At 36.7% G+C, this 24,561-nt stretch carries 22 protein-coding genes and 1 pseudogene; 7 read left to right on the top strand and 16 right to left on the bottom strand.

Annotated elements, in window-relative coordinates; all coding sequences use genetic code 11:
* The first annotated feature begins 1 nt into the window (after window position 1).
* The 4 genes and pseudogenes from HMPREF1052_RS10770 (at window position 2) to HMPREF1052_RS10755 (ending at window position 5,395) form a co-directional block, all read left to right on the top strand.
* Window positions 2–2,381: pseudogene (locus tag HMPREF1052_RS10770) on the top strand (TIM-barrel domain-containing protein).
* A 22-nt stretch (window positions 2,382–2,403) separates the two neighbouring features.
* Window positions 2,404–3,153 carry an FCD domain-containing protein gene (locus HMPREF1052_RS10765; RefSeq protein WP_005761700.1) on the top strand — a complete coding sequence of 250 codons (750 nt, stop codon included), beginning with the start codon at window positions 2,404–2,406 and terminating at the stop codon, window positions 3,151–3,153.
* Window positions 3,154–3,172: 19 nt separating this feature from the next.
* The gene (gene uxuA / locus HMPREF1052_RS10760; RefSeq protein WP_005761743.1) at window positions 3,173–4,357 is read left to right on the top strand and encodes a mannonate dehydratase; all 1,185 of its coding nucleotides are present in this window, start codon (window positions 3,173–3,175) and stop codon (window positions 4,355–4,357) included.
* A 93-nt stretch (window positions 4,358–4,450) separates the two neighbouring features.
* Window positions 4,451–5,395 carry a hypothetical protein gene (locus HMPREF1052_RS10755; protein ID WP_005761732.1) on the top strand — a complete coding sequence of 315 codons (945 nt, stop codon included), beginning with the start codon at window positions 4,451–4,453 and terminating at the stop codon, window positions 5,393–5,395.
* Window positions 5,396–5,463: 68 nt separating this feature from the next.
* Here HMPREF1052_RS10755 and fis read toward each other — a convergent pair whose 3' ends face one another.
* The 10 genes from fis to menB form a co-directional block, all read right to left on the bottom strand.
* The gene (fis, locus tag HMPREF1052_RS10750) at window positions 5,464–5,763 is read right to left on the bottom strand and encodes a DNA-binding transcriptional regulator Fis (RefSeq protein ID WP_005761862.1); all 300 of its coding nucleotides are present in this window, start codon (window positions 5,761–5,763) and stop codon (window positions 5,464–5,466) included.
* A complete protein-coding gene (dusB, locus tag HMPREF1052_RS10745; protein WP_005761701.1) occupies window positions 5,757–6,740 on the bottom strand; it encodes a tRNA dihydrouridine synthase DusB in 984 nt (327 codons plus the stop codon). The genes fis and dusB overlap by 7 nt, the downstream gene beginning before the upstream one ends.
* Window positions 6,741–6,882: 142 nt before the next feature.
* The gene (gene prmA, locus HMPREF1052_RS10740) at window positions 6,883–7,764 is read right to left on the bottom strand and encodes a 50S ribosomal protein L11 methyltransferase (RefSeq protein WP_005761893.1); all 882 of its coding nucleotides are present in this window, start codon (window positions 7,762–7,764) and stop codon (window positions 6,883–6,885) included.
* A 72-nt stretch (window positions 7,765–7,836) separates the two neighbouring features.
* Complete coding sequence (gene panF, locus HMPREF1052_RS10735) at window positions 7,837–9,261, bottom strand: sodium/pantothenate symporter (protein WP_005761795.1); 1,425 nt, start codon at window positions 9,259–9,261, stop codon at window positions 7,837–7,839.
* A complete protein-coding gene (locus HMPREF1052_RS10730) occupies window positions 9,258–9,536 on the bottom strand; it encodes a YhdT family protein (RefSeq protein ID WP_005761758.1) in 279 nt (92 codons plus the stop codon). The genes panF and HMPREF1052_RS10730 overlap by 4 nt, the downstream gene beginning before the upstream one ends.
* 88 nt (window positions 9,537–9,624) lie before the next feature.
* Window positions 9,625–10,971: an acetyl-CoA carboxylase biotin carboxylase subunit gene (gene accC, locus HMPREF1052_RS10725; RefSeq protein ID WP_005761887.1), complete on the bottom strand. Its 1,347-nt coding sequence runs from the start codon at window positions 10,969–10,971 to the stop codon at window positions 9,625–9,627.
* A gap of 80 nt (window positions 10,972–11,051) precedes the next feature.
* A complete protein-coding gene (gene accB / locus HMPREF1052_RS10720; RefSeq protein ID WP_040596624.1) occupies window positions 11,052–11,510 on the bottom strand; it encodes an acetyl-CoA carboxylase biotin carboxyl carrier protein in 459 nt (152 codons plus the stop codon).
* Window positions 11,511–11,668: 158 nt separating this feature from the next.
* Window positions 11,669–12,115: a type II 3-dehydroquinate dehydratase gene (aroQ, locus tag HMPREF1052_RS10715; RefSeq protein WP_005761836.1), complete on the bottom strand. Its 447-nt coding sequence runs from the start codon at window positions 12,113–12,115 to the stop codon at window positions 11,669–11,671.
* Between the two features lie 136 nt (window positions 12,116–12,251).
* Complete coding sequence (menC, locus tag HMPREF1052_RS10710) at window positions 12,252–13,247, bottom strand: o-succinylbenzoate synthase (RefSeq protein WP_005761767.1); 996 nt, start codon at window positions 13,245–13,247, stop codon at window positions 12,252–12,254.
* A 75-nt stretch (window positions 13,248–13,322) separates the two neighbouring features.
* Window positions 13,323–14,180, bottom strand: coding sequence for a 1,4-dihydroxy-2-naphthoyl-CoA synthase (gene menB, locus HMPREF1052_RS10705; protein WP_005761680.1), 858 nt, complete (start codon window positions 14,178–14,180; stop codon window positions 13,323–13,325).
* A 204-nt stretch (window positions 14,181–14,384) separates the two neighbouring features.
* Between menB and yedE the strand changes: the two genes are divergently transcribed.
* Window positions 14,385–15,449 (top strand): YedE family putative selenium transporter, encoded by a 1,065-nt coding sequence (yedE, locus tag HMPREF1052_RS10700; RefSeq protein ID WP_005761748.1) that lies wholly within the window; start codon window positions 14,385–14,387, stop codon window positions 15,447–15,449.
* A 35-nt stretch (window positions 15,450–15,484) separates the two neighbouring features.
* Here yedE and menH read toward each other — a convergent pair whose 3' ends face one another.
* The 3 genes from menH to HMPREF1052_RS10685 all read right to left on the bottom strand — a co-directional run bounded on the left by menH (window position 15,485) and on the right by HMPREF1052_RS10685 (window position 19,294).
* Window positions 15,485–16,213, bottom strand: a complete 729-nt coding sequence (menH, locus tag HMPREF1052_RS10695; protein WP_040596622.1) for a 2-succinyl-6-hydroxy-2,4-cyclohexadiene-1-carboxylate synthase — start codon at window positions 16,211–16,213, stop codon at window positions 15,485–15,487.
* A gap of 67 nt (window positions 16,214–16,280) precedes the next feature.
* Window positions 16,281–17,987, bottom strand: a complete 1,707-nt coding sequence (gene menD / locus HMPREF1052_RS10690) for a 2-succinyl-5-enolpyruvyl-6-hydroxy-3-cyclohexene-1-carboxylic-acid synthase (RefSeq protein ID WP_005761781.1) — start codon at window positions 17,985–17,987, stop codon at window positions 16,281–16,283.
* A gap of 2 nt (window positions 17,988–17,989) precedes the next feature.
* Complete coding sequence (locus HMPREF1052_RS10685) at window positions 17,990–19,294, bottom strand: isochorismate synthase (RefSeq protein WP_005761804.1); 1,305 nt, start codon at window positions 19,292–19,294, stop codon at window positions 17,990–17,992.
* Between the two features lie 195 nt (window positions 19,295–19,489).
* On the opposite strand from HMPREF1052_RS10685, the gene HMPREF1052_RS10680 reads away from it, so the two are divergent.
* Window positions 19,490–20,704, top strand: a complete 1,215-nt coding sequence (locus HMPREF1052_RS10680) for a pyridoxal phosphate-dependent aminotransferase (protein ID WP_005761857.1) — start codon at window positions 19,490–19,492, stop codon at window positions 20,702–20,704.
* A 47-nt stretch (window positions 20,705–20,751) separates the two neighbouring features.
* Here the strand turns inward: HMPREF1052_RS10680 and aphA are convergent, their stop codons facing one another.
* From aphA to proC, 3 genes are read right to left on the bottom strand one after another with little or no spacing between them, the layout of a single operon-like run.
* Window positions 20,752–21,486, bottom strand: a complete 735-nt coding sequence (aphA, locus tag HMPREF1052_RS10675) for an acid phosphatase AphA (protein WP_040596621.1) — start codon at window positions 21,484–21,486, stop codon at window positions 20,752–20,754.
* 60 nt (window positions 21,487–21,546) lie between these two features.
* Entirely contained in the window at window positions 21,547–22,707 is a 1,161-nt protein-coding gene (locus HMPREF1052_RS10670) for a 3-phenylpropionate MFS transporter (RefSeq protein ID WP_005761875.1), read from the bottom strand.
* Window positions 22,707–23,522 carry a pyrroline-5-carboxylate reductase gene (gene proC, locus HMPREF1052_RS10665; protein WP_005761737.1) on the bottom strand — a complete coding sequence of 272 codons (816 nt, stop codon included), beginning with the start codon at window positions 23,520–23,522 and terminating at the stop codon, window positions 22,707–22,709. The genes HMPREF1052_RS10670 and proC overlap by 1 nt, the downstream gene beginning before the upstream one ends.
* Window positions 23,523–23,651: 129 nt before the next feature.
* Between proC and rdgC the strand changes: the two genes are divergently transcribed.
* Window positions 23,652–24,560 (top strand): recombination-associated protein RdgC, encoded by a 909-nt coding sequence (gene rdgC / locus HMPREF1052_RS10660; RefSeq protein ID WP_005761832.1) that lies wholly within the window; start codon window positions 23,652–23,654, stop codon window positions 24,558–24,560.
* The last annotated feature ends 1 nt before the right edge of the window (window position 24,561 follow it).

The raw sequence follows: 24,561 nt of genomic DNA, 5'->3' as shown, positions 1-24,561 counted from the left end.
GATGAAAACATTAAAATATTGGCAGTTTAGCCGAAATGAAAATAACCGCATTGATATTCAATGTGAACGTGGAATTGGGCTACATATTTTTGTACTAGAGCAAGATATGTTCCGTGTGGCATTTACTCGCAACAATGAATTTAAAGTGCCAGCCACTTGGGCGATTAGCCCGAATGCTGATGATGTTGAGTGGCAAGGGCGGGATAAATGGTCGGTTGAAGAATTTTCGCTACCTCACTATGACGTTCAGCAATTTGCAAATTCTTTGGAAATTTCGACCGCTTGTATTAAGCTCATTGTGCATCAACCGCTTTATTTGGAATGGCAACATAAGGTAAATGGTGAATGGAAAACCTTTGTTTCAGACCGCAGAACAGGGGCTTACTTGTTTGGTGTGTCTAACACGAACGTAACCCATTATTTGAATCGTAGCGTAAACGAGCAATATTACGGTTTGGGTGAAAAAACAGGGAATTTGAATCGTCACGGTCGCCGTTTTGAAATGCGAAATATTGATGCGATGGGTTATAACGCAGAGTATATGGATCCGCTTTATAAGCATATTCCATTCTATATTACTCACGCTGATGAAGTGAGCTATGGTATTTATTACGATAATTTAGCGCCGTGCTGGTTTGTACTTGGCAGCGAAATTGATAACTACCACGCATATTATCGTAACTACAAAGCGGAAGATGGCGATCTTGATTACTATATGATTCTCGGCCCGAAAATTGTGGATGTGACCAAGAAATACACCAAGCTTACAGGCGGTACGATTTTCGGACCTCGTTGGAGTTTGGGTTACAGCGGTTCAACAATGAGTTATACCGATGCTCCGGATGCCCAAGAACAGCTGAAAAAATTCGTCGATTTATGCCGAGAACACAATATTCCGTGCGATTCGTTCCAGCTTTCCTCTGGTTACACCTCAATTAACGGTAAACGCTATGTGTTTAACTGGAACTATGACAAAGTGCCTCAGCCGAAATTAATGAGTAAATATTTTCTTGATGCGGGCATGAATTTGGCAGCTAATATCAAACCGTGCTTGTTGCAGGATCACCCACGCTACAATGAAGTGGCAGAAAAAGGCTTATTTATTCAAGATTCCGAATCGGATAATCCAGAACGTTCAATGTTTTGGGACGATGAAGGTTCACATTTAGACTTTACTAACCCTGCAACCGTGGATTGGTGGAAATCCAATGTGAAATCTCAACTAATGGAAATGGGCATTGGCTCGACTTGGAACGACAACAACGAATTTGAGGTGTGGGACGATTACGCCAAATGCCATTTCTTCGGCAAAGGTCTGCCGATTAAATTGCTTCGTCCGCTGCAACCTTTATTGATGATGAAATCCTCTTTTGAGGCTCAAAAAGAATTTGCCCCAAATGTCCGCCCTTATTTGATTTCCCGTTCCGGTTCGGCAGGCATGAACCGCTATGTGCAAACATGGTCGGGGGATAATCGTACCAGCTGGCATACATTAAAATATAACATCAAAATGGGCTTAGGAATGAGTTTGTCGGCACTTTACAATGTAGGACACGATGTTGGCGGCTTCTCCGGTAATAAGCCTGAACCTGAATTGTTTGTACGTTGGGTGCAAAACGGGGTAATGCACCCTCGTTTTACCATTCACTCTTGGAATGACGATAAAACGGTGAATGAGCCGTGGATGTACCCTGAGGTGACGAACATTATTCGCGATGCCATTCAGTTGCGTTACCGCTTAATGCCGTATATCTACAATTTATTATGGCAGGCACACACGCAAGCAGAGCCAATGCTACGCCCGACTTTCTTAGATCACGAACACGATGCAAACACCTTTGCTGAAAATGATGACTATCTGTTTGGTAAAGATTTATTAGTGGCTTCAGTGGTAGAAGAAGGGCAACGCAAACGAGACATTTATTTACCGTGTAACTTATTCTGGTTGGTATGATTTTTATACGCACCAGTGGTATTATGGCGGCGAAAAAATCCTGGTGGATGCACCACTAGAACGTATCCCATTATTCCTAAGAGCAGGCTCGATTATGCCGCTTGGTTCAAAAGGACGTTCTAATACTTTAACTGATGATTACCGTGAATTACTCATTATGCCGTTTATCGATCAAGGCAAAGCGAATATGTCTATCTTTGATGACGATGGTGTAAGTTTTGATTATTTAAACGGTAAACATTTAACCCTAGACATTGAATTGAATTGCTCAAGCAAAGCGATTGAAATCAATATAACGAAAAAAGGTCATTATGAGCCACAATATAAAGAGTTAGTCTTTACTTTACCTCATACAGAACAACGCCAGTTAATCGTAAATGGTAAATCTGTTGAGAGTGGCTATAAATTACCTATTTCAGAAATTTAATTAGAGGCATTATCAAAAAATTATGACACCCGAAGATTTACGTTCTTATAAGAAAATCGGACAAGAATTAAAAGTAGAGTTATTAAGTGGGGCTTATAAAGTCGGTGATAAGTTACCAGCAGAGCGTGATTTATCTAATTACTTTAATGTAAGCCGTACGGTCATTCGTGAGGCAATTATTATGCTTGAGCTTGAAAATCTGGTTGAGGTACGCAAAGGCTCAGGGGTTTATGTTATTAATTTACCAAAATTAAATTCTGAAGGCATTGAACACTTACCCGATGTTGGTCCCTTTGAGCTGCTGCAAGCTAGACAATTATTAGAAAGTAGTATTGCCGAATTTGCAGCAATTCAAGCAACACGAGCAGATGTTTTACAGTTAAAAGAAATTTTAGAACGTGAACGAAATACCTTGGAACACGGTGACGAAGATTACATTGCGGATGAAGATTTTCATAAAACGATTGCGGAAATTACACAAAACGAAGTGATTATCCGCATGCAAAAAGATTTGTGGGAATATCGAATAAATAGCCCAATGTGGAAAGGGTTGCACGCCCATATTCCAGATCAAAGTTACCGTCATCTATGGTTAAAAGATCACGAAAATATTATTGCAGCTATACAACGAAAAGATCCTGTATTAGCAAGAAAAATGATGTGGCAACATTTGGAAAACGTGAAACAAAAGCTGTTTGAATTATCGGATTTAGATGACCCGAATTTTGATGGCTATTTATTTAAAGTAAGTCCATTAGTTGTCAATTTATAAACTTAATTAGGAGTTGAGTATGGAACAAACATGGCGTTGGTATGGACCTAATGATCCAGTTACTTTATCTGATATTCGTCAAGCTGGTGCAACAGGTGTAGTAACTGCCTTACACCACATTCCGAATGGACAAATATGGTCAAGTGAAGAAATCAATAAACGCAAAGAAATTATTGAAGCTGCTGGTCTAACATGGTCTGTAGTAGAGAGTGTCCCTGTTCATGAGGACATTAAAACCCAAACAGGTCAATATAAGACTTGGATTGAAAACTATAAACAAACATTACGCAATTTAGCACAATGTGGTATTGATACTGTATGTTATAACTTTATGCCTGTTCTAGATTGGACACGTACTGATTTAGCTTATGAATTACCTAATGGTTCAAAAGCATTGCGTTTTGATCAAATTGCATTTGCTGCATTTGAATTACATATTCTAAAACGCCCAGGTGCAGAAAAGATCTATGCAGAGGAAGAAAAAACAGCTGCTAAAATCTATTTCGACAATATGACTAAATCTGATATCCAAAAACTAACAAGCAATATTATTGCTGGTTTACCTGGTGCTGAAGAAGGTTATACTCTGGAAGAATTCCAATATCAATTAGATCGCTATAAAAATATTTCTCCTGAAAAATTTCGTACCCATTTAGCTCACTTCCTAAATGAAGTTATTCCAATAGCTGAAGAAGTTGGCATTAAAATGGCTGTGCATCCAGATGATCCTCCTCGTCCGATTTTGGGTTTACCACGTATCGTCTCCACTATTGAAGATATGCAGTGGTATGTAGATACACAATCATCACCAGCAAATGGGTTCACTATGTGTACTGGTTCTTATGGTGTTCGTGCTGATAATGATCTTGTTGAAATGACTAAACGATTTGGAGACCGTATCTATTTTGCTCATTTACGCGCAACAGAACGTGAAGAAAATCCGTTAAGTTTCCATGAAGCAGATCACCTTGGCGGAGATGTAGATATGTTTAATGTAATTAAAGCATTATTAACCGAAGAATATCGTCGTCTTAATAATGGCGAGACTCGATTAATTCCAATGCGTCCTGACCATGGACATCAAATGTTAGATGACCTAAAGAAAAAAACCAACCCTGGTTATTCAGCCATTGGACGCTTAAAAGGTTTAGCTGAATTTCGAGGTTTAGAATTAGGACTAAAAAAAGTTTTTTTTGAAAAATAATCTCTCAGGTATTAGAGAAAATCTAATACCTTTTTATTATATAGTAGCTGTTTCGTTAAAATTATTTATATTACTTAAGTAAGGAGCATACCTATGAAAAAATTACTTTTTCGCCTTTCATTACTTTCCATTATATCCACATCATCATTTGCTATTGATAATTTAACTTATGATAAAATAGTAACGAAATCTTTATCAAAGGGTAACATTGAATACTTTATTCAAGGAAAAGGTGGTATTGGAGAAAAAAATAATACCATGTGTGAAGATGGATTATTTTTTAATGATTATTATCTTGCAGTATTTGATGGTGCTACCGACAAATCAGGCAAAAAATATGACGGTAAAAAAGGGGGAAGAGTCAGCCGAGATATTATTCAAGAAGTATTCCAATCTTTACCAGCTGGGACAGATAAAGAAAAAATTATTACATTAATCAATGAAAAATTTAAAAATTTTTATGCTAAGTACCCAGATATTGATTTCAAAAATACCCCTCATTTACGTCCAACTGCAACATTAATATGGTATGATTTTACAAAAAATGAATTAATCGCGATTGGGGATTCAAAAGCGCGTATTGATAACGTGAAATATAATAATGAAGTCAAATATGTTGATGAATTAAATAGTACTTTACGCGTAAAAATCTTAAAAGATCTTAAACTAACCAATGAGCAAATTGAAGAAAATGACATTGGTCGTTTTTACATTATGCCATTATTAACTCGCCAATCAGAATTCCAGAATAATCCTAATGCTCCTAAAGCTTTCCAATATTGGGAAATAGATGGATTTGATATTCCGATATCTGAATTAAAAGTATGGAAATTTGATAAGACACCAAAAGTTATTGAATTATCATCTGACGGATATGAAACCTATCCGAAAGATATCACTATTGATGCATATGAAAACACATTAAAACAAGAGTTATCAGAAGATCCATTAAGAATAAAAAATCCTTCTACTAAAGGTATAACAAAGGGAAATTATACTTTTGATGATAGAGCAATATTAATATATCGTAGTAAATGATAACCAATAAAAAGCCTCTTAATGATCTAATCATAAGAGGCTTTTTATTTAATTAACTAAGTTAAAAACTAACCCATACCGTATTTTTTTAATTTTTTACGTAATGTGCCACGGTTAATACCTAACATTGTTGCTGCACGAGTCTGATTACCGCGAGTATATTGCATTACCATATCTAACATTGGATGTTCAACTTCAGCTAATACTAGTTCGTAAAGATCATTTACGTCTTGACCATCTAATTGTGATAAATAATTTCTTAACGCTTGTTTTACTGAATCACGAAGAGGTTTATTAGTTACTTGAGATTGTGAATTTAAAACTGATACGGTTAATGCATCAGAAGGACTACGTTGTTGTTCTAACATTGTTGTTTATCCATTACGATTAAATTGAAAAACTCTTCTAAAGCCAATAACTGTTCTTTAGGGACGGTTATTGCATTAAAAGTCTGTTTAAAATCGGAATTAGGTTGAATTCCTTGCAAATACCAAGCTACATGTTTGCGTGCTATGCGATACCCTTTTTCTTCACCATAAAATTTATGAAGATCCTGAATATGCTGCAAAATAACACCGCACTTTTCATCTAAACTTGGCTCAAAAATTATCGAATCGTGTTCTACTAAGCTCTCTATTGATCTAAATAACCAAGGATTGCCTAATGCACCACGTCCGATCATGACACCATCTGCACCTGTATAAGCCAGTACAGACTTAGCCTTCTCCGCTGATGTTATATCGCCATTTGCGATAACAGGAATTGAAACTTGCTGTTTAACCGCTTTTATATTGTCATACTCAGCATTCCCCTCAAATAAACATTCACGAGTTCGCCCATGAATGGTTAATGCTTGAATACCACTTTGTTCTGCAATTTTTGCGATTTCTACACAATTTTGATGTTCAAGATCCCAGCCTGTTCTAATTTTTAATGTTACAGGCACATCAACCGCATTTACTACTGACTCAAGAATTTGGCGGACTAAATCAGGATATTGTAATAATGCTGAACCTGCCATTTTTCGATTCACTTTTTTAGCAGGACAACCCATATTAATATCAATAATTTCAGCACCATAATCCATATTGACTTGAGCAGCTTTTGCCATTTCATCTGGATCAGAACCAGCTATTTGCACAGCGTTTATTCCTGCATCTTGATGATGAGCCAAACGCAAACGCGATTTTTCTGTATGCCAAACTTGCGGATTAGTTGACATCATTTCCGAAAACGTTAAGCCTGCACCATAAGTGGCACAAAGTTTTCGAAAAGGTTGATCGGTAATACCAGCCATAGGTGCAAGTAAAATGCGATTCCTGAGTTGATAAGGTCCAATTCGCACCTTTCTATTTCCTCTTCAAAAGTAGATAACACCCACTCACCAGTATATCCGACAAGGGGTGCTATGATACGCATTTTTGATGCATTTGAAAAGCATATTTTTTATACAAATTTATAAAAAATTTACTGAATAGGGATTGAAATTATTTAGTTTTTCCTGTAATGCGACACCATTCTTCACGTTCTTGAATTGGATCTAATTCAAAACTGGCACTATACGCCTCTAAAACTGATTTTGCCTGTGTAGCTAAGATACCTGATAAACCTAATACACCATTCTTTTTAACTAATTGGCTTATGATTGGGTAAAGCTCTCTTAATGGACCAGCAAGAATATTAGCGACAACAACATCTGCTTTCATATCTGTAGGTTTATCATCTGATAAATACAATTTTAATCGATCAGCTACACCATTTTGTTCTGCATTATTACGACTAGCTAAAATTGCTTGCGGATCAATATCAATGCCAATTGCTTCTTTAGCGCCTAATTTTAAAGCTGCAATAGCTAAAATCCCTGAGCCACAACCAAAATCTATAATAGTCTTACCCGCTAAATCTAAACTATCTAACCATTCTAAACAAAGAGCTGTAGTTGGATGCGTTCCTGTACCAAAGGCTAAACCAGGATCTAACATTACATTAACTGCATTTTCATCTGGTACTTCACGCCAGCTAGGGCAAATCCATAAACGTTTACCAAATTGCATCGGATGGAAATTATCCATCCATTCACGCTCCCAATCCTTATCTTCAATTTGTTCAATTTTATAAGCAGTATCATCGGTTAAATGTCCTGCTTGTTGTAATAAACGAACAATTTGCTGCATATCTGTTTCTGCATCAAATAAAGCAATTACATCTGTATTACCCCATAAACGGGTTTCACCAGGTAAAGGTTCAAAAATTGGTGTATCCTGACTATCCATAAATGTAACAGAGACAGAACCAACTTCTTCTAAATAATCACTAATTACTTCTGCTTTTTCATTTGTACTGTTTAAACGAATTTGTACCCAAGCCATATTCTTTCCTTACTTGTTATAAAATAATGGTATTAATAACTTCTCAACCATTTACTCAAATTTAAATGAGATTTAATCTTTTTTTTCACCTATTTTATTCGCTATTAAAAAAGCGACTAATCCTAATATTAAGGCAGGTACAATTGCATGAAAATCAAATAATTTAATTTTACTAATAGTTAAATAAATATAACTGCCTAATCCGATAAGCATAGAAGCTATCGCACCATAGGCATTAGCTTTTTCCCAATAGATCCCTAATACAATCACCCACAAGAAAGTTGCCTCTAGCCCACCAAAAGCAAATAAATTTAACCAAATGATCATATCTGGGGGATTAAGTGCTAAAAATACTAAAACTATTGTAAGAACCAAGGTAATCGCTGAAGAAATATAAGTGATCAAGCGCTGATTCTGTGCTTTTTCTGGTTTAGCTGCAAGAAAAATATCTTTTACAAAAATAGCTGATGATTGAATTAATTGAGCATCAATAGTTGACATAATTGCAGACATTGGAGCTGCTAAAAAGATTCCTGCCACAATGGGAGGTAAGACTTTTATCATCAGTGTTGGAATGACTTGATCTGGAATCGTCAAATCGGAAATAACCGCTCGACCTAAAGCACCTGATAAATGCATGCCAAACATAATAATAGAAAGGATTACCGTACCGATAAGCATACCATTATGCAAAGCCTTACTATCTTTAAAAGCCATACAACGTACTGCGGTATGTGGTAAACCGACTACACCAAAACAGACTAATACCCAAAATGATGTCATAAATTGAAAATCTAACATATCATTTGGACCGTAAGGAGAGACTAAGTGCGGGTCAATTTCGGTCAATTTTGCAATCGCTAACTCTGTTCCCCCCGCAGCATAAATAACTGCAACAAGCAAAATAATAGTACCAAGGATCATGACCGTTCCTTGAATAGTATCTGTCAATACAACGGCACGAAAACCGCCAATAAATGTATAAAGCCCAACGGTAATTGCGAAAATCAGTAACGACTGCGTATAATCAATACCAATAGTGGTTTCTAATAAACGCCCACCACCTATAAATTGGGTAGTCATGGCAGCAAAGAATGCGATTAATAAGGAAATACTTGAAATCCATACTAAATATTTATTTTTGTAACGATAGAGTAATAAATCATTAATCGTTAGTGCATTAGTTTCTCGAGATAACATGGCAAACTTTTTACCTAATGCTCCTAATGCTAGCCAAACAGCAGGTACTTGAATCATGGATAACAATACCCAGCCTAAACCATATTTATAAGCTGCCCCTGGACCTCCAACAAAAGAACTTGCACTAGCATAAGTTGAAGCGGTTGTCATCGCTAAAACAAAACCTGTCATCGAACGATTACCCACATAATATTCTGTAAGAAAATCCCCCCGCTGACGTTTTACATAAGCATAAATTGCAGCACCGAAAACAAATGCGAGATAAATAACAAGAGGTAAAACAATTCCTAGATTCATCTTGGTATTTCCCCTTTATTTTTATCTTCCAACGAGCTGTTAGTTTCTAAATCAATCTCTTGATAAACAATCTGAACTACCCAATAAGCAATAATCAAAAACAGAATTGGTAAATAAATACAAGATAGTTCAAACCATAATGGAAAGCCAATAGGGCCCATTGTACCTTTAGGCAAATAGGCACATAGACACCAACCTATCACATATAAAATTGTGAGCGCTAACGCCCAGCGAGCTTCTTTCGCTGCTTGTCGATAACGTTGTTGAATATTCATTATGATCCTTACATAAAATCAATAAAATTAATAGAATAATGGAGAAAGGATAATTGTAAAAAAAGTGGATATAAAATCCACTTTTTATTTATTCAGCCATACCTAATTTTTTCTCAAGATAATGAATATTCGTACCACCTTTTTGGAAATTTTCATCATCTAAAATTAAATGCTGTAGTGGAATATTGGTTTTAATACCATCAATGATAGTTTCAGATAAAGCATTTTGCATGCGACGAATAGCACCTTCACGGCTATCTGCATGGACAATAAGTTTAGCAATCATGGAATCATAATGTGGTGGCACACTATATCCAGCATACACATGAGAATCCCAACGTACCCCTAAACCACCTGGTGAATGTAAATGTACGATTTTGCCAGGTGAAGGTAAAAAGGTTTTAGGATCTTCCGCATTAATACGGCACTCAATAGCATGTCCATGCACTTTAATATCATTTTGTGTCACAGAAAGTGGTAAACCTGCGGCAATACGTAATTGTTCTTTGACAATATCTACTCCTGTAATCATTTCTGTAACAGGATGCTCTACTTGTACACGAGTATTCATTTCAATGAAGTAGAATTTACCATCTTCATATAAAAATTCGAATGTACCCGCTCCACGATAACCAATTTCGATACAAGCTTTAGCACAGCGAGAACCAATATCACGACGAATTTCTTCAGTAATGCCTGGAGCGGGTGCTTCTTCTAATACTTTTTGATGACGACGTTGCATTGAACAATCTCGTTCTGCAAGATAAACCGCATGTCCGTGAGTATCTGCAATTACTTGAATTTCTACATGGCGAGGATTTTCTAAATACTTTTCCATATAAACCATATCATTATTAAATGCAGCTTTAGCTTCTGCTTTGGTCATAGCAATAGATTCTTCAAGAGCCTCATCACTACGCACAACACGCATACCACGGCCGCCACCGCCACCCGAAGCTTTAATAATCACTGGATAACCGATACGGTTAGCAATTTGTTTATTTTTCACCATATCGCTACTTAATGGACCATCAGAACCTGGTACACAAGGTACACCAGCTTTCTTCATGGCATTAATCGCAGAAACTTTATCTCCCATTAAACGGATAACATCTGCAGTAGGACCAATAAAAATAAAACCTGAACGTTCAACCTGTTCTGCAAAATCAGCATTTTCAGACAAAAATCCATACCCAGGATGAACGGCATCTGCACCAGTCACTTCTGCTGCTGCAATAATAGCAGGCACATTTAGATAACTTTTTGTTGAAGGTGCTGGCCCAATACAGACTGTTTCATCTGCTAATAATACATGTTTAAGATCTCGGTCAGCCGTTGAGTGAACAGCAACAGTTTTAATGCCTAGTTCTTTACAAGCGCGTAGAATACGTAATGCGATTTCACCGCGATTGGCAATTACAACTTTTTCTAACATAAGAATTCCGTTTTTAATTGGTATGATGGAAACCCATCATAAAAATATAAATTGAGTGGGCTAATTAGCCCACCTTTAAACTATTCGATAATAATTAACGGTTCATCAAACTCAACAGCATCACCGTCATTAACAAGAATGGTTTTAACTATACCCGCTTTATCAGCCTCAATTCGATTCATCATTTTCATTGCTTCGACAATGCATAATGCATCGCCAACTTTCACAGCCTGACCAACTTCCACAAACACTTTTGCTTCAGGACTTGGGCTACGATAGAAAGTTCCTACCATTGGTGAACGAATCACATGACCTGATAACTCTTCTGCAACTGTTGGTGCAACAACTGCCATCACTGGAGCTTGAGCAACAGGGGCAACAACTGGAGCTGGTGTTGTCGCAGGTAAAGTATATTGCACTGAACTTGGTGCTGAACCACGGCTAATACGAACTGATTCTTCTCCTTCAGAGATTTCTAATTCCATAATGCCTGATTCTTCAACTAACTCAATAAGCTTTTTGATTTTACGAATATCCATTGCCATAATATTTGATCCGTGTGTTAATAAAATAAAATAACAGCCACACCTAGAATCATCTTCTCAAATGCAGTTGTGTAAAATAATCACTCTATGAAAGAGTACCTGAAATCTAACCATTTTGCGATAAATTTCTGCGATTATACGTGAAATTATGCTTATTTTGCTAAATATTCTATTGCAAATTCAAAAGCACATTCATAACCTTTTGCTCCTAATCCACAAATAACGCCTTCTGCAACATCACTTAAATAAGAATGATGGCGAAAAGGTTCACGTTTATGAATATTAGATAAGTGAACTTCTACAAAAGGAATAGATATTGCCAATAATGCGTCTCTTAATGCTACACTAGTATGCGTAAATGCCGCTGGGTTAATAATAATAAAATCGACTTGTTTAAAACTTTCATGGATTTTATTAATTAACTTTTCTTCACTATTCGTTTGAAAACATTCTACTGAAACTTGATATTTTTCTGCTAAAACTCGGACTTTAGCTTCAATTGCGGCTAATGATAATGAACCATAATGTGTTGGCTCTCTCACCCCTAACATATTTAAGTTAGGACCATTTAACAGCAAAATTCGAGAAGTTTGCGACATATTTATTCCTTTTTTAATTAAAGGCGATGCATTATAACGTTTTTTTGATAATTTGCAGTGCCTATGTGGTCAAACCTTTACTAATTTCTAAATAAATTAAAGAAAATAATCAATATATATTGCAGTTTGAGTTTAATTAAACTTTTATTTCCGTAATAAATTCAGAATTAAAATCAATTAACGGCAAAGCAGAATTTGGCCAAGCTCTTACTACTTGGTATTCCATTAAATCTAAGGTATCCAGACCTGGTGTAGTATCTGGCGTATATTGTTGAGCAATACGTGCCAATTGCGATAAACCAAAACTACTTTCTATTGACGAACTAATTACCGCTTGCATACCCAAGTTATGTGCTTTTTCAATTAAGGAAACGCAATATTCTAATGAGCCTACTAATGTAGGCTTAATCACAATGGCACTCACATTAGGTTCCGCTACCACCTCAAAACCTGGCTCACGGACAGATTCATCCCAAGCAATTGCGATACCTGTTTCCGCAGCAAATTGACGACTTTCATCACGGGTTTTGCAAGGTTCTTCTAAAAATTGAATACGGGCTCGATGTTCTGGTTTGACATATTTAGCAAACATTTGTGCTTTTGTAGGTGTCCAGCTACGATTAGCATCTAGACGCAGATAAAGATCGGGAATTGCTTCAAGTAACATATCGGCAATTAAACCATCTCGATTTGCTTCATACATTCCCACTTTTATCTTTGCAACTTTCTGACCTTTCATATTATCTAAAGGCTCATATAATTCATCAGGATCACCATAACATAAAGGTGCAGCCTGATAATTGCCTGCTTCATTTATACGACCTTTCATCTCTGCTAACGCACAGCTTAAACCAAATGCAACCGAAGGATACAAGCCCTCAAAGGAAAGTTTTTCATCACGACTACGAGCTGCATTCCAATCTTTTAACCACTGAATAGTCTGTGTTTGTGCTTGTTCTAAGGTTTCTTCACTATATTCAGGTAAAGGAGCTATTTCCCCCCAACCTTCATTGTCTTTACATTTAATTTGTACTAATAAGCCTTCACGTTGTTTTAAAAAACGATTACGTAAAATCAATTTGCTATCTACAGGAATTGAGTATTTATATAAATGATATTCTCGACTTGTCATCACGACTCCTAAAGATAAATAGGAAAAGTGCGGTCAAAATTTCTTAAAAATCTACCGCACTTAGATTAGAACTGATTAAGGGTTGCGTTTGAATTTACTAAAATCTGGCTCACGTTTTTGATTAAACGCATTACGACCTTCTTGACCTTCTTCTGTCATATAGAACAACATGGTTGCGTTACCTGCTAATTCTTGAAGACCTGCTTGACCATCACAATCCGCATTTAATGCAGCTTTTAAGCAACGCAATGCGATTGGACTGTTTTGTAACATTTCACGACACCAACGTACAGTTTCTTTTTCAAGATCTGCATAAGGCACAACGGTATTGACTAAGCCCATATCTAATGCTTCTTGAGCATCATACATACGGCATAAGAACCAAATTTCACGTGCTTTTTTCTGACCGACAATACGTGCCATGTAACTTGCACCCCAGCCACCATCAAATGAACCAACTTTAGGTCCTGTTTGACCAAATTTTGCGTTATCCGCTGCGATAGTTAAGTCACATATCATATGCAACACATGTCCACCGCCTACAGCATAACCAGCAACCATTGCCACAACGGGTTTTGGACAAGTACGGATATCACGTTGGAAGTCTAATACATTTAAATGATGGACACCACTTTCATCCTTATAACCACCGTAGTCACCACGAATTTTTTGGTCACCACCAGCACAAAATGCATATTCACCTTCGCCGGTTAATACGATAACACCAATTTTTTCATCAAAACGAGCATCTGAAAATGCGTGGATCATTTCTTTTACTGTTTGTGGACGGAAAGCATTACGTACTTCTGGACGGTTAATAGTAATTTTTGCAATACCATCTTTTGATTTATGATAACGAATATCGGTATAACCTTCGCTATGGTCAACCCATTCAACTGGTGCATAAAGAAATTCTTCGCTTGGGTATAACATTATGAGTCCCTGTCTATAAGTTAATAAAAAGTGCGGTCATTATAGCGGAAATATTTAGGAAATTCATAAAAAATCCAATATTGATCACAAATTATAAATAATTTAAATGAACAAAAATTACTAAGTTTTATAATATGTGTGATTATTTTCGAATAATCATCACAATTCAATTCTATAACTTACTGATATCACAAAGGTCTTATTATGAAATTAATTACTTGGCCTGTGGTTGCAGGTGCTGCACTTGGTATCATTGCTCCACTTCTAACCTATTATGGCAATCCTGGCAATATGGGATTCTGTGCTGCTTGTTTCATTCGAGATACTGCAGGCGGACTAGGTCTGCATCGAGCCGCTCCACTTCAATATATTCGTCCTGAATTAATTGGCTTAGTGCTTGGTGCTTTAGCAAGCGCTTTATTATCTAAAGAATATCGTCCACAAGGCGGTTCCTCCCCCATCACACGTATTGTGCTTGGTTTCTTTGCGATGATTGGTGCCTTAACCTTCTTAGGTTGCCCATGGCGTGCTTATTTACGTTTAGGTGGTGGCGATTTAACTGCAATCGCTGGAATTATTGGTTTATTTGTCGGGGTCTTAGGGGGTATTTTCTTTGTAAAAAGAGGATTCTCACTAGGTCGGTCAGAACAACAACATAAAGCAACGGGACTCATTCCAATTTTCTTTGTTTTATTATTGTTATTTTTAGTCTCAACTCAATTTAGCTTTGGAGAAAACCTAGGAATTTTTTTCTCATCTAAAGGTCCTGCCTCACAACATGCCAATCTCTGGCTCTCTTTAGGTGCAGGGATAATTCTCGGAGTATTAATGCAAAAATCCCATTTTTGTACTATTGGCGCATTCCGTAATTTTGTTTTATTTAGAGATACTCATTTATTAAATGGTGTCATTTCCTTAATTATTTTTGCCTTTATTACCAATATTGCATTAGGCCAATTTCACTTAGGTATGGAAAATCAACCTATCACTCATACGCAGCATCTATGGAGTTTCTTTGGCATGTTGCTATGCGGTTTATGTTTTTCATTAGGTGGTGGCTGCCCTGGTAAGCAATTAGTACATTTAGGAGAAGGAGATAATGACTCTGCCTTGTTTGTATTAGGTATGTTATTAGGCGCTGCTACAGCACATAACTTTGGCTTTGCAGCTTCAGGGTCTGGTATTGGTGCCTTTACTATTCCTGCTCTGATTACAGGTTTTCTTTTCTGTTTATATGTAGGCTTCACTCATAAAAAATTAGAAGCTTAATAATAAAGGCGGAAATTCCGCCTTTATAGCCAATATTAACTGATTAATTGTGCAATCACCTTTGCATATTCCTGTGGATTTTCGAGATGAGCATTATGACCTGCTTGATTAATCACAATCATATTTAATTTCTCTTGTCGTGCCAGTTCCCTGAACTTACGATCTTTTTCACCAACTAAATAATAAACAGGTAGCTCACATTCTCGCAGCTTATCACCTAAATAAGGTTGTTTTGCTAAAGATGTCGCTTGCAACATTTTACCAATATTTTTACCGCAGTTGGCAGCACGTTTTGCAATTAAAGCGGTACGTTGCATTTCAGTTAAATGTGCAAAAACAGGCTGTTGATACCAATCATTGAGTACATTTTCTATGGGATCATCCATAAAACGTTGTGCCCAAAATTTATCATTTTTCCACCGCACTTTGCGTGCATTATCATCCGTTAAACCGAGATTTACCCCTTCTAAAATGAGCCCTTGCAAGTTTCCCTTAGCACATTGCGCTTGTAAAGCATAATAGAGGGCAATTCGTCCGCCTAATGAATAACCAACAATCATATAAGGTTGATGACCTACTGCAATTTTGATCTGTTTAGAAAGATAACTCGCAGTATCATCAAAGCTCTTCACTTCTGTCAATTTAGCACTTCCATGGAAAGGTAAATCTAAAGTAATACAATGAAAGTGCGGTAGCAATTCAGAAATTTTTGACCAATCTTCCGGTGTACCCAGTAAACCATGGAGAAAAACCATATTCATCATTGTTTCAAATTCCATCTATAAAAAAACCTTGATCAGCCATCAAGGTTTCTTTTTATTAATTGAAGTATTATGCACCAATAACCGCATAACTAATTTGTTCAATAAGACGTTTATAAATATTACTACCGTCTGTTGGACCAACTTTAATTTCAATTACTGTTGCCTCTTTGCGAGCATATGCTTGTTTTAATACAGAACTTAAATCAGCCCAAGTATATGGACGTGCATATTTTAAATCAAACATAGAAGCGGCTTGAGAAAATTCCGTATGATGTGGCATACGATATAAATCACTTTTCACTGAAGCATCTACAGGCAACATATCAAAGATCGCCCCGCCATTATTATTAATTAAGAAAATAATGGTGGGTTGTGTGACATTCTTAAATAATGCAAAGGAATTCAAATCATATAATGCGGATACATCACCAATCATCGCAACGACTGGCTGATTTGAACCAATACCTACACCTGCGGCTGTTGCTAATAAACCATCAATGCCACTGGCACCACGGTTTGTTACCACAGGATAGCCCTCAGGTAATTTGGCTAAAGCATCTGCTAAACGAACAAATAAACTATTTCCTAAAAACAATACACCATTATTAGGCAAAATTCGTGCAATATGATGTGCTAATGAGGCCTCATTTAAATTGCCTCCAACTTGCTGTTCAATAAAACTTGCACAGAATTTTGATAATGCTAGAGGCTCTAGCAACCAAGGTTTTTGACGTAATGGCGGATGAGAACGCAACCAATGATGCACTTTTGCTGTAAAACGAGTATGAATATGATGGTAAGGATCAACCCGTTGTACGCTTTCATCTACAATCCAATATTCTCCATCAAAATCAGCTAAAAATTGATTAATGCGTTTACTGATAAAACCATGTCCAAGTTGCAAGACAAGATCCGCTTGTAATAATTTCTCACGTACGGTTTTATTGGCTAACCAAATATCTGCATAAGGCAAACTGGCTTCTACACCAGATTGAATATCGGTTAGCACAACCCAACCCATGGTATTTGCCCAAGTGGTGATACCCATACCTTGTTCAGGAGTTAAACGTCCTACAACAATGACACCTCGTTTGGTACGCCAATAATCCCAATGCTCATGCATTACTACTTCTTCTTGTAAACTTTGATGCTCTGCCCAAGGTTTATTATGAGTAAGCCAACGTTGTACTGGTGCTAACCATGGATGACTATCAATTTCATCTTCATTGGCATCATATAATGGTTCTGCGAATGGCACATTAATATGCACGACACCAGCTTGTTGTTTCTGTTGATGGCAAGCATGATCTAAAGTTGAAATTAACCAAGTGACAACATAATCCTGGCTAGGACGGGGTAAATTTACGCTGGCTACGGGATAATTGGCAAACATATTCTCTTGAAGAATAGCTTGGTTTGCACCACATTCAATGAGTTCATCTGGACGATCTGCAGTCAGAACAATTAAATTAATTCCTGTCTGACGAGCCTCCACAATGGCAGGATAAAGATTAGCAGCGGCAGTTCCTGAAGTCACAATTACAGCCACTGGCATTTTCGAGGATTTTGCTAGACCTAAAGCAAAAAAACCCAGTCCACGTTCATCCCAATGTGTGTGAATATTGATACGATGCTGATCTTGCAAACGATTTGCTTCTAATGTTAAAGGCGTTGAGCGAGAACCTGGAGCAATACAAATGTGTTTCACTCCATGACGTGTTAAAGTCTCAAGAATCACTTTTGACCAACAACGATTAAATGTACTGACTGACATATTTATTCTCCACTGCTCTGTAATAAAGATAATAACCCTGATGCTTTTCTTTCAATTTCTTGCCATTCTAATAACGGGATAGATCCGGCGACAATCCCTGCGCCTGCAAAAATACGAATTCGATTTTGTTCAACAAATGCAGAACGTAACGTCACACAAAATTCTGATTTCACCTGGCTCATAAAACCTAATGTGCCAGCATACCAACTACGATCAAAAATTTCTATTTGTTTTAAAAATGCCAATGCAGCTTGCTTTGGCAAACCAGCCACTGCCGCAGTAGGATGGATTGCTTTTAAACAAACTTCATCTCCATTAAGTGCGGTTAATTTTGCAAAAATTTTTCTACGTAGATGTTGTACCACACGAAGACGTTTTAATTCAATAGGTTGTACTTCAATTTGTGTTGTGAATGCCTGAATATTACCACAAATATCATCTACCACGAGGCGATTTTCATATTCATTTTTCTTATCGTTTAATAACCATTCGCCAAATTTCTGATTCTGTTCAGCATTTTCAGTCATACTGGCAGTTCCCGCTAAAGCCTCAGTTTTTAAATCGCACCCATCACGTAAATATAAACGCTCTGGTGATGAACCAATAAATACTGAATTGGCTTGTTCAGCGAATAAGAAATGGTAACAGCCTGTATTTTTCGATTCACTTTCTGCTAATAAATCAATAGCATCAATCACATCTTCACTTTCAAATAGGCTTTCATTAGCTAATACAGCTTTATTAAAGGTACCTTTCTGAATTTCAGCCAGTGCCTGTTCAACCCATTCACACCATTGTTGTTGATTAGCTCGCTGACTAACCAATTTCACAGATTGGCGAAGGGGTAAAAGTGCGGTATTTTTAGCAAAAATTTCTAAGCATTTTACCGCACTTTGTTTTTCATTATGCCAGTTTAGACGATTATCAATACATAAACTCGCAATCAGTTGATGATCTTTTTGTTGCAATAAAATACGAGGTACATAGAAATCACTTTGCCCATTGAAAGTGATGCCACCAACAAGGATAAGAGCGTGATTGTGAATAAATGCCTGAGCAGAATTTATATCAGAAAATGACCGCACTTTACCTACCGCGGCAAGACAATGTTGATTATCAGAAAGTGAATCAACTCGAGAATTTAAATAAAACTGTGGATAATCTGATTGTGCTTTTAACCATGCTAAGAGATTTAATTCAGCCTTAACTTGGGCAGTAAAAACGACGACATCCTGCTTAAGATCTAAAGGTTGATGCGCATCAATTTGCTGCATTAACTGCTGTTGTAATGAGTGCAAACTATCCATTTGGTAAAATATATTGGTTATAAATCAAGCTAAACTGAATAAGTTTTGTCTTTTTCTGTAGAAGAAAAAGGTTAATCAAATTTTGTATTTTACCGCAATTTGAAAAAATTTTTTAGTAAATCTTTTATTCTTCATAAAATAAGCGTAAATTGATTTAATCTCAGTCAATACAACGCAATATATAAAGGTCGCTATATGGAAATCTTCCCTAAATCCAATAAATTAGAACACGTATGCTATGATATTCGTGGACCAGTACACAAAGCCGCCATAAAACTTGAAGAAGAAGGCTACAAAATTCTTAAATTAAATATTGGCAATCCCGCCCCTTTCGGTTTTGATGCTCCTGATGAAATTCTGATTGATGTCATTCGCAATTTGCCCACCGCACAAGGTTATTGTGAGTCAAAAGGGTTATATTCTGCTCGTAAGGCGATTGTGCAATATTACCAATCTAAAGGGATTATTGATTCCACTGTAAATGATGTTTATATCGGTAACGGTGCTTCAGAATTAATTACTATGTCAATGCAAGCGCTGTTAAATGATAACGATGAAGTTCTTGTTCCCGCACCAGATTATCCTCTTTGGACTGCCGCAGTGACCTTATCTGGAGGAAAAGCAGTACATTATATTTGTGATGAACAACAAGATTGGTTTCCTGATATAGAAGATATAAAAAGTAAAGTGACATCTCGAACCAAAGCCATTGTGATTATCAATCCTAACAACCCAACAGGTGCGGTATATAGTAAAGAATTATTGTTAGAGATTGCTGAAATTGCACGTCAAAATAAGCTGTTAATTTTTGCCGATGAAATTTACGATAAGATTCTATATGATGGTGCGGTTCATCACCATATTGCAGCCCTTGCACCTGATTTATTAACGATTACTTTGAATGGCTTATCCAAAGCCTATCGAGTATGTGGTTTCCGCCAAGGCTGGATGATTCTTAATGGACCAAAAGAAAAAGCAAAAGGTTATATTGAAGGTCTAGATATGATTGCCTCAATGCGTTTATGTGCGAATGTACCAATGCAACACGCCATTCAAACGGCATTAGGCGGCTATCAAAGCATTAATGAATTAATTTTACCAGGTGGTCGTTTATTAGAACAACGCAATAAAGCCTTTGAATTAATTAATAATATTCCAGGTGTGAGTTGCGTGAAACCAATGGGAGCACTTTATATGTTCCCGAAACTTGATATTAAGAAATTTAATATTTATGACGATGAAAAACTGGTGCTTGATTTATTAGCACAAGAAAAAGTGTTATTAGTACATGGAAGAGCCTTTAACTGGTCAGAACCAGATCACTTCCGTATTGTGACATTACCTTATGTCAATCAATTGGAAGATGCATTAACTCGATTTGCTCGTTTCTTAGAAAACTATCATCAGTAATCATCAAAATGAAAAGGCGGATTTTTTATAATCCGCCTTTTTAATTTTTAGTAAGATGAATCAACTAAAACTTCTTCACCATAGCCACCGTTAACAGGCAATGGACGGTTAGTACTCACCGCAGAGCGAATCACTCGAATACCTCGAACCCCAGCTTCACGGGCAGCCAACACATCATCATTGCTATCGCCATAGTGAATGCTCACTTTATTCTCAACAATAAATTTGGTTTTATCGTATTTATACGGATCTTTCGGAGTATCAAAAGTATAGTTGATAGGTTTCATATTTTTTACTTTGAATGTTTTTTCAAGAATACGACCTAATTGATCAATTTGTGTTAAATCTTGATCAGCATGAGGAGTACGCCCCGTAATAAAGATAACTTGGTCACCTCGCTCTTGATGCATTTCAATTAACTTCTTCGCTGATTCTTTTGGAATAGAATATTTATCGCAACCATCTGCTACAAAATTCCAATAGGCTTGATTCTTTAAATAATCATAGCTATCAGGTGAAAATGTGTTTTTACCGTAGTAAAAGCATTGTGAAGATACTAAAACAGTATCATCAATATCAAAACTTACGGTAATCGGTTTTTGACCTTTTAATTGTTCACGAATCTCATCTACAGAAATCCATTTGACATCCGCTTCGTGCTTATGATCAATCGCTGTAATACCAGGATGAGTATAATCTACTTTAGGTCCTTTTGCTGAAACTGAAAATGCCATTGCGGCAACAGATAAACCAATTAAACTGACTTTAAATAAAGACATAATTATTCCCTTAATGTGAGTAATGAAAAATTCCATAGACTGATGAAACCAATTCAACAGAAGTTAATTATAGCAAGTCAAATGTGTTTTTACAGTGCGGGGGATCACAAATAACGCAAAAACTCCACATAACATCATTAATAAAAATACCCAATGGGTTGAAATCGGATAAATTAATCCTGAAAGTAAGGTAAATAATGCTACCGCAGCATTAGTGGCTAACCCGCTATAAAGGGATTGTAGCCTTACCATGGTATGACGAGGTTGCATAGCAATATAACGCACCATAGCATAATGCATGGCTGCAAAGGTAATACTATGCAAACATTGCAGAATCGCCATACTCCAAATATCCTCAACATAGCTAAATAATCCCCAACGAATGACTACAGCTATCGCTGCTAAATAGAAAATACTGGAGATTGACCAATGTTTAAATAACTTACCTGAAAAGAAAAATAACAGAATTTCTGAAGCAACACTTAATCCCCATAATAAACTGGTGGTTTCAACAGGAATGCCTGCACTTGCCCAATAAATCATACTATATACATAATAGGCAGCATGAGAGCCTTGAATAAGCATTGCACTGATCATTAATCTAAGATGCGTTTTATTATTTAATAATTCTAAAAAACCTACCGCACTTTTTGCCTCGACTTTCTTTTCATCTTGAGGTTTAGGTTCAGGAGACACTAGCTGAACAATACTATATAAAGTAAATAACCCAACTAATATCCAAATAATATATTGCTCACCAATAGCACCAATCAAATGACCAAAAACCGTTACACCAATAACAAAAGCCAATGAACCAATTAATCTTGCCCGTCCATAATCTAATTTTACCTGACTTTGCCAAGTGGTAGCCATGGAATCAGTTAAAGGCATTCCCGCTGAATTAATCATGCTAAATAAGCCAATTGCAATAAAAATCATCCAAAAACTTTCTGCCACAAAGGCGATGATTAACGTCATCAGCACAGTCGCCCAAGCAAGTAATCGCAAGCTTGGTAAAATCTGTGAAACTCGTTTAACTAAACTTGGAAAATAAATTCCTCCAATAAAACGAAATAAATAAGAAGAGGCAATCACCGTACCAATTAATTCTTCGCCATAAGATTGAGATTTCAACCATACAGGTAAAAAAGGAACAGTAACGCCATAAGCCACATAATAGCCAAAGTAGCTCAACGCTAGCCAAGTAAAAGGACGAACAGTCATTAAAATAATTTTTCCATTTCTTTAGAACGAGCAACACAAGCCTGCATCGCTTGTTTAACTGTCTGCTCAAGTTGTTGTTGATTAAATACAGCTAATGCAGCAGCTGTTGTACCACCTTTTGAGGTCACATTTTCACGTAAAGTCGAAAGCTCTAGCTGTGGGTTATTCACCACCATTTTTGCGGCACCTAATGCGGACTGTTGAACTAAAGTGCGAGCATTTTCAGCAGAAATATCCATCTCTAATAAAGCTTTTTGCATCATTTCCATAAACAGGAAGAAATAAGCAGGGCTTGAGCCTGAAGCCGCAGTAACCACGTGCATTTCCTCTTCATTAGCCGCCCAGTAGGTTTCACCGACCGCATTCAATAAATCTTCTGCAAATTGACGATATTCCTCGCTCAATGTGGATTTTCCATATAATCCAGCCATGCCTTCAGACACTAAAGCGGGCGTATTTGGCATGACTCTAACAATGCTTTGAGCCGTGGGTAAAAGTGAACTAATACGTGCAATAGAAATACCTGCCGCAATGGAAATCACTAATTTTTTGCTAAAATCTACCGCACTTAATGCTCTACAGGTTTCCGCCATTGCTTGCGGTTTTACAGCCAATACAATGACGTCTGCTTTCTCTACCGCTGCTAAATTAGATAAATCTACGCACACATTTTTCTCTGCAAATAATTCACGTTTATGTGCATTACGATCACAGACAATTAATTTATTTGCAGGATAACCTTTATTCAACAGACCGAAAACTATCGCCTGAGCCATATTTCCACCACCAATAAATGCTATTATTTTCTGTTGCATAAGCTTCACCTTAAGTAAAATTTTTGAAAATAAGACCGCACTTTTATGAAAAAAAGTAAGCGATTTATATAAATCCCTGTAAAATGTCGCTTATTCTACCCTACAAACAATATAAAGGTTAAGGACAAAATGTACTGGTTTAAAAATGCGATGATTTATCGTTTAACAAAAGATCTAGATTGGTCAGAAGATCAACTACAACAAAATTTAGCTCAATGTGAATATCACCCTTGTGGTCAATCAGATACGAGTAAATTTGGTTGGACTAATCCATTACGTGGCTCTGAATTATTGCATTTTTCAGTGAATAAACAGATTCTTTTAGTGGCACATAAAGAAGAAAAAATCATTCCAAGCCATGTGGTAAAACGTGAATTAGACAACCGAATTAACGAATTGGAAGAAAAAGAAAACCGCAAATTGAAAAAAACTGAAAAACAGTCATTAAAAGACGATGTGGTTTCTGTGCTATTACCCCGAGCATTCAGCAAAAATCAACAAACCGCGATTTGGATCAATACTGAAACCAACTTAGTTTATGTGGATACAGCTTCCAGTAAGCGTGCGGAAGATGTGTTGGCATTATTACGTAAATCTCTTGGTTCATTACCTGTAGTGCCATTAGCTTTTGCAAATGAACCTGCTGTAATAATGACAGATTGGATTGTGAAAGAAGAGGTTCCGCAATGGTTGATGCCATTAGAAGAAGCAGAACTTAAAGCGAGTGATGATAAAGGTATTATTCGTTGTAAAAACCAGGCCTTAGATAGTGATGAAATTATCAGTCACTTACAAGCTGGAAAATTTGTGACTAAACTTGCTCTTGAATGGGAAGAACATCTTAGCTTTGTGCTGAACAATGATGCAACTTTGAAGCGTTTAAAATTCGCTGATATGATCCGAGAAAAAAATGATGACATTCTAAAAGAAGATTTTGCACAACGTTTTGATGCTGATTTCCTTCTGATGACGGGAGAGTTGGCAAAATTAACTGCGAATCTAATTGATGATTTTGGTGGTGAGAAACAACGTTTATAAA

The organism is Pasteurella bettyae CCUG 2042 (genome assembly GCF_000262245.1).
In the GTDB taxonomy this organism is placed as follows: domain Bacteria; phylum Pseudomonadota; class Gammaproteobacteria; order Enterobacterales; family Pasteurellaceae; genus Basfia; species Basfia bettyae.
Note: the sequence above shows the minus strand (reverse complement) of the source record. Positions and strands in the feature narration are given on the sequence as shown.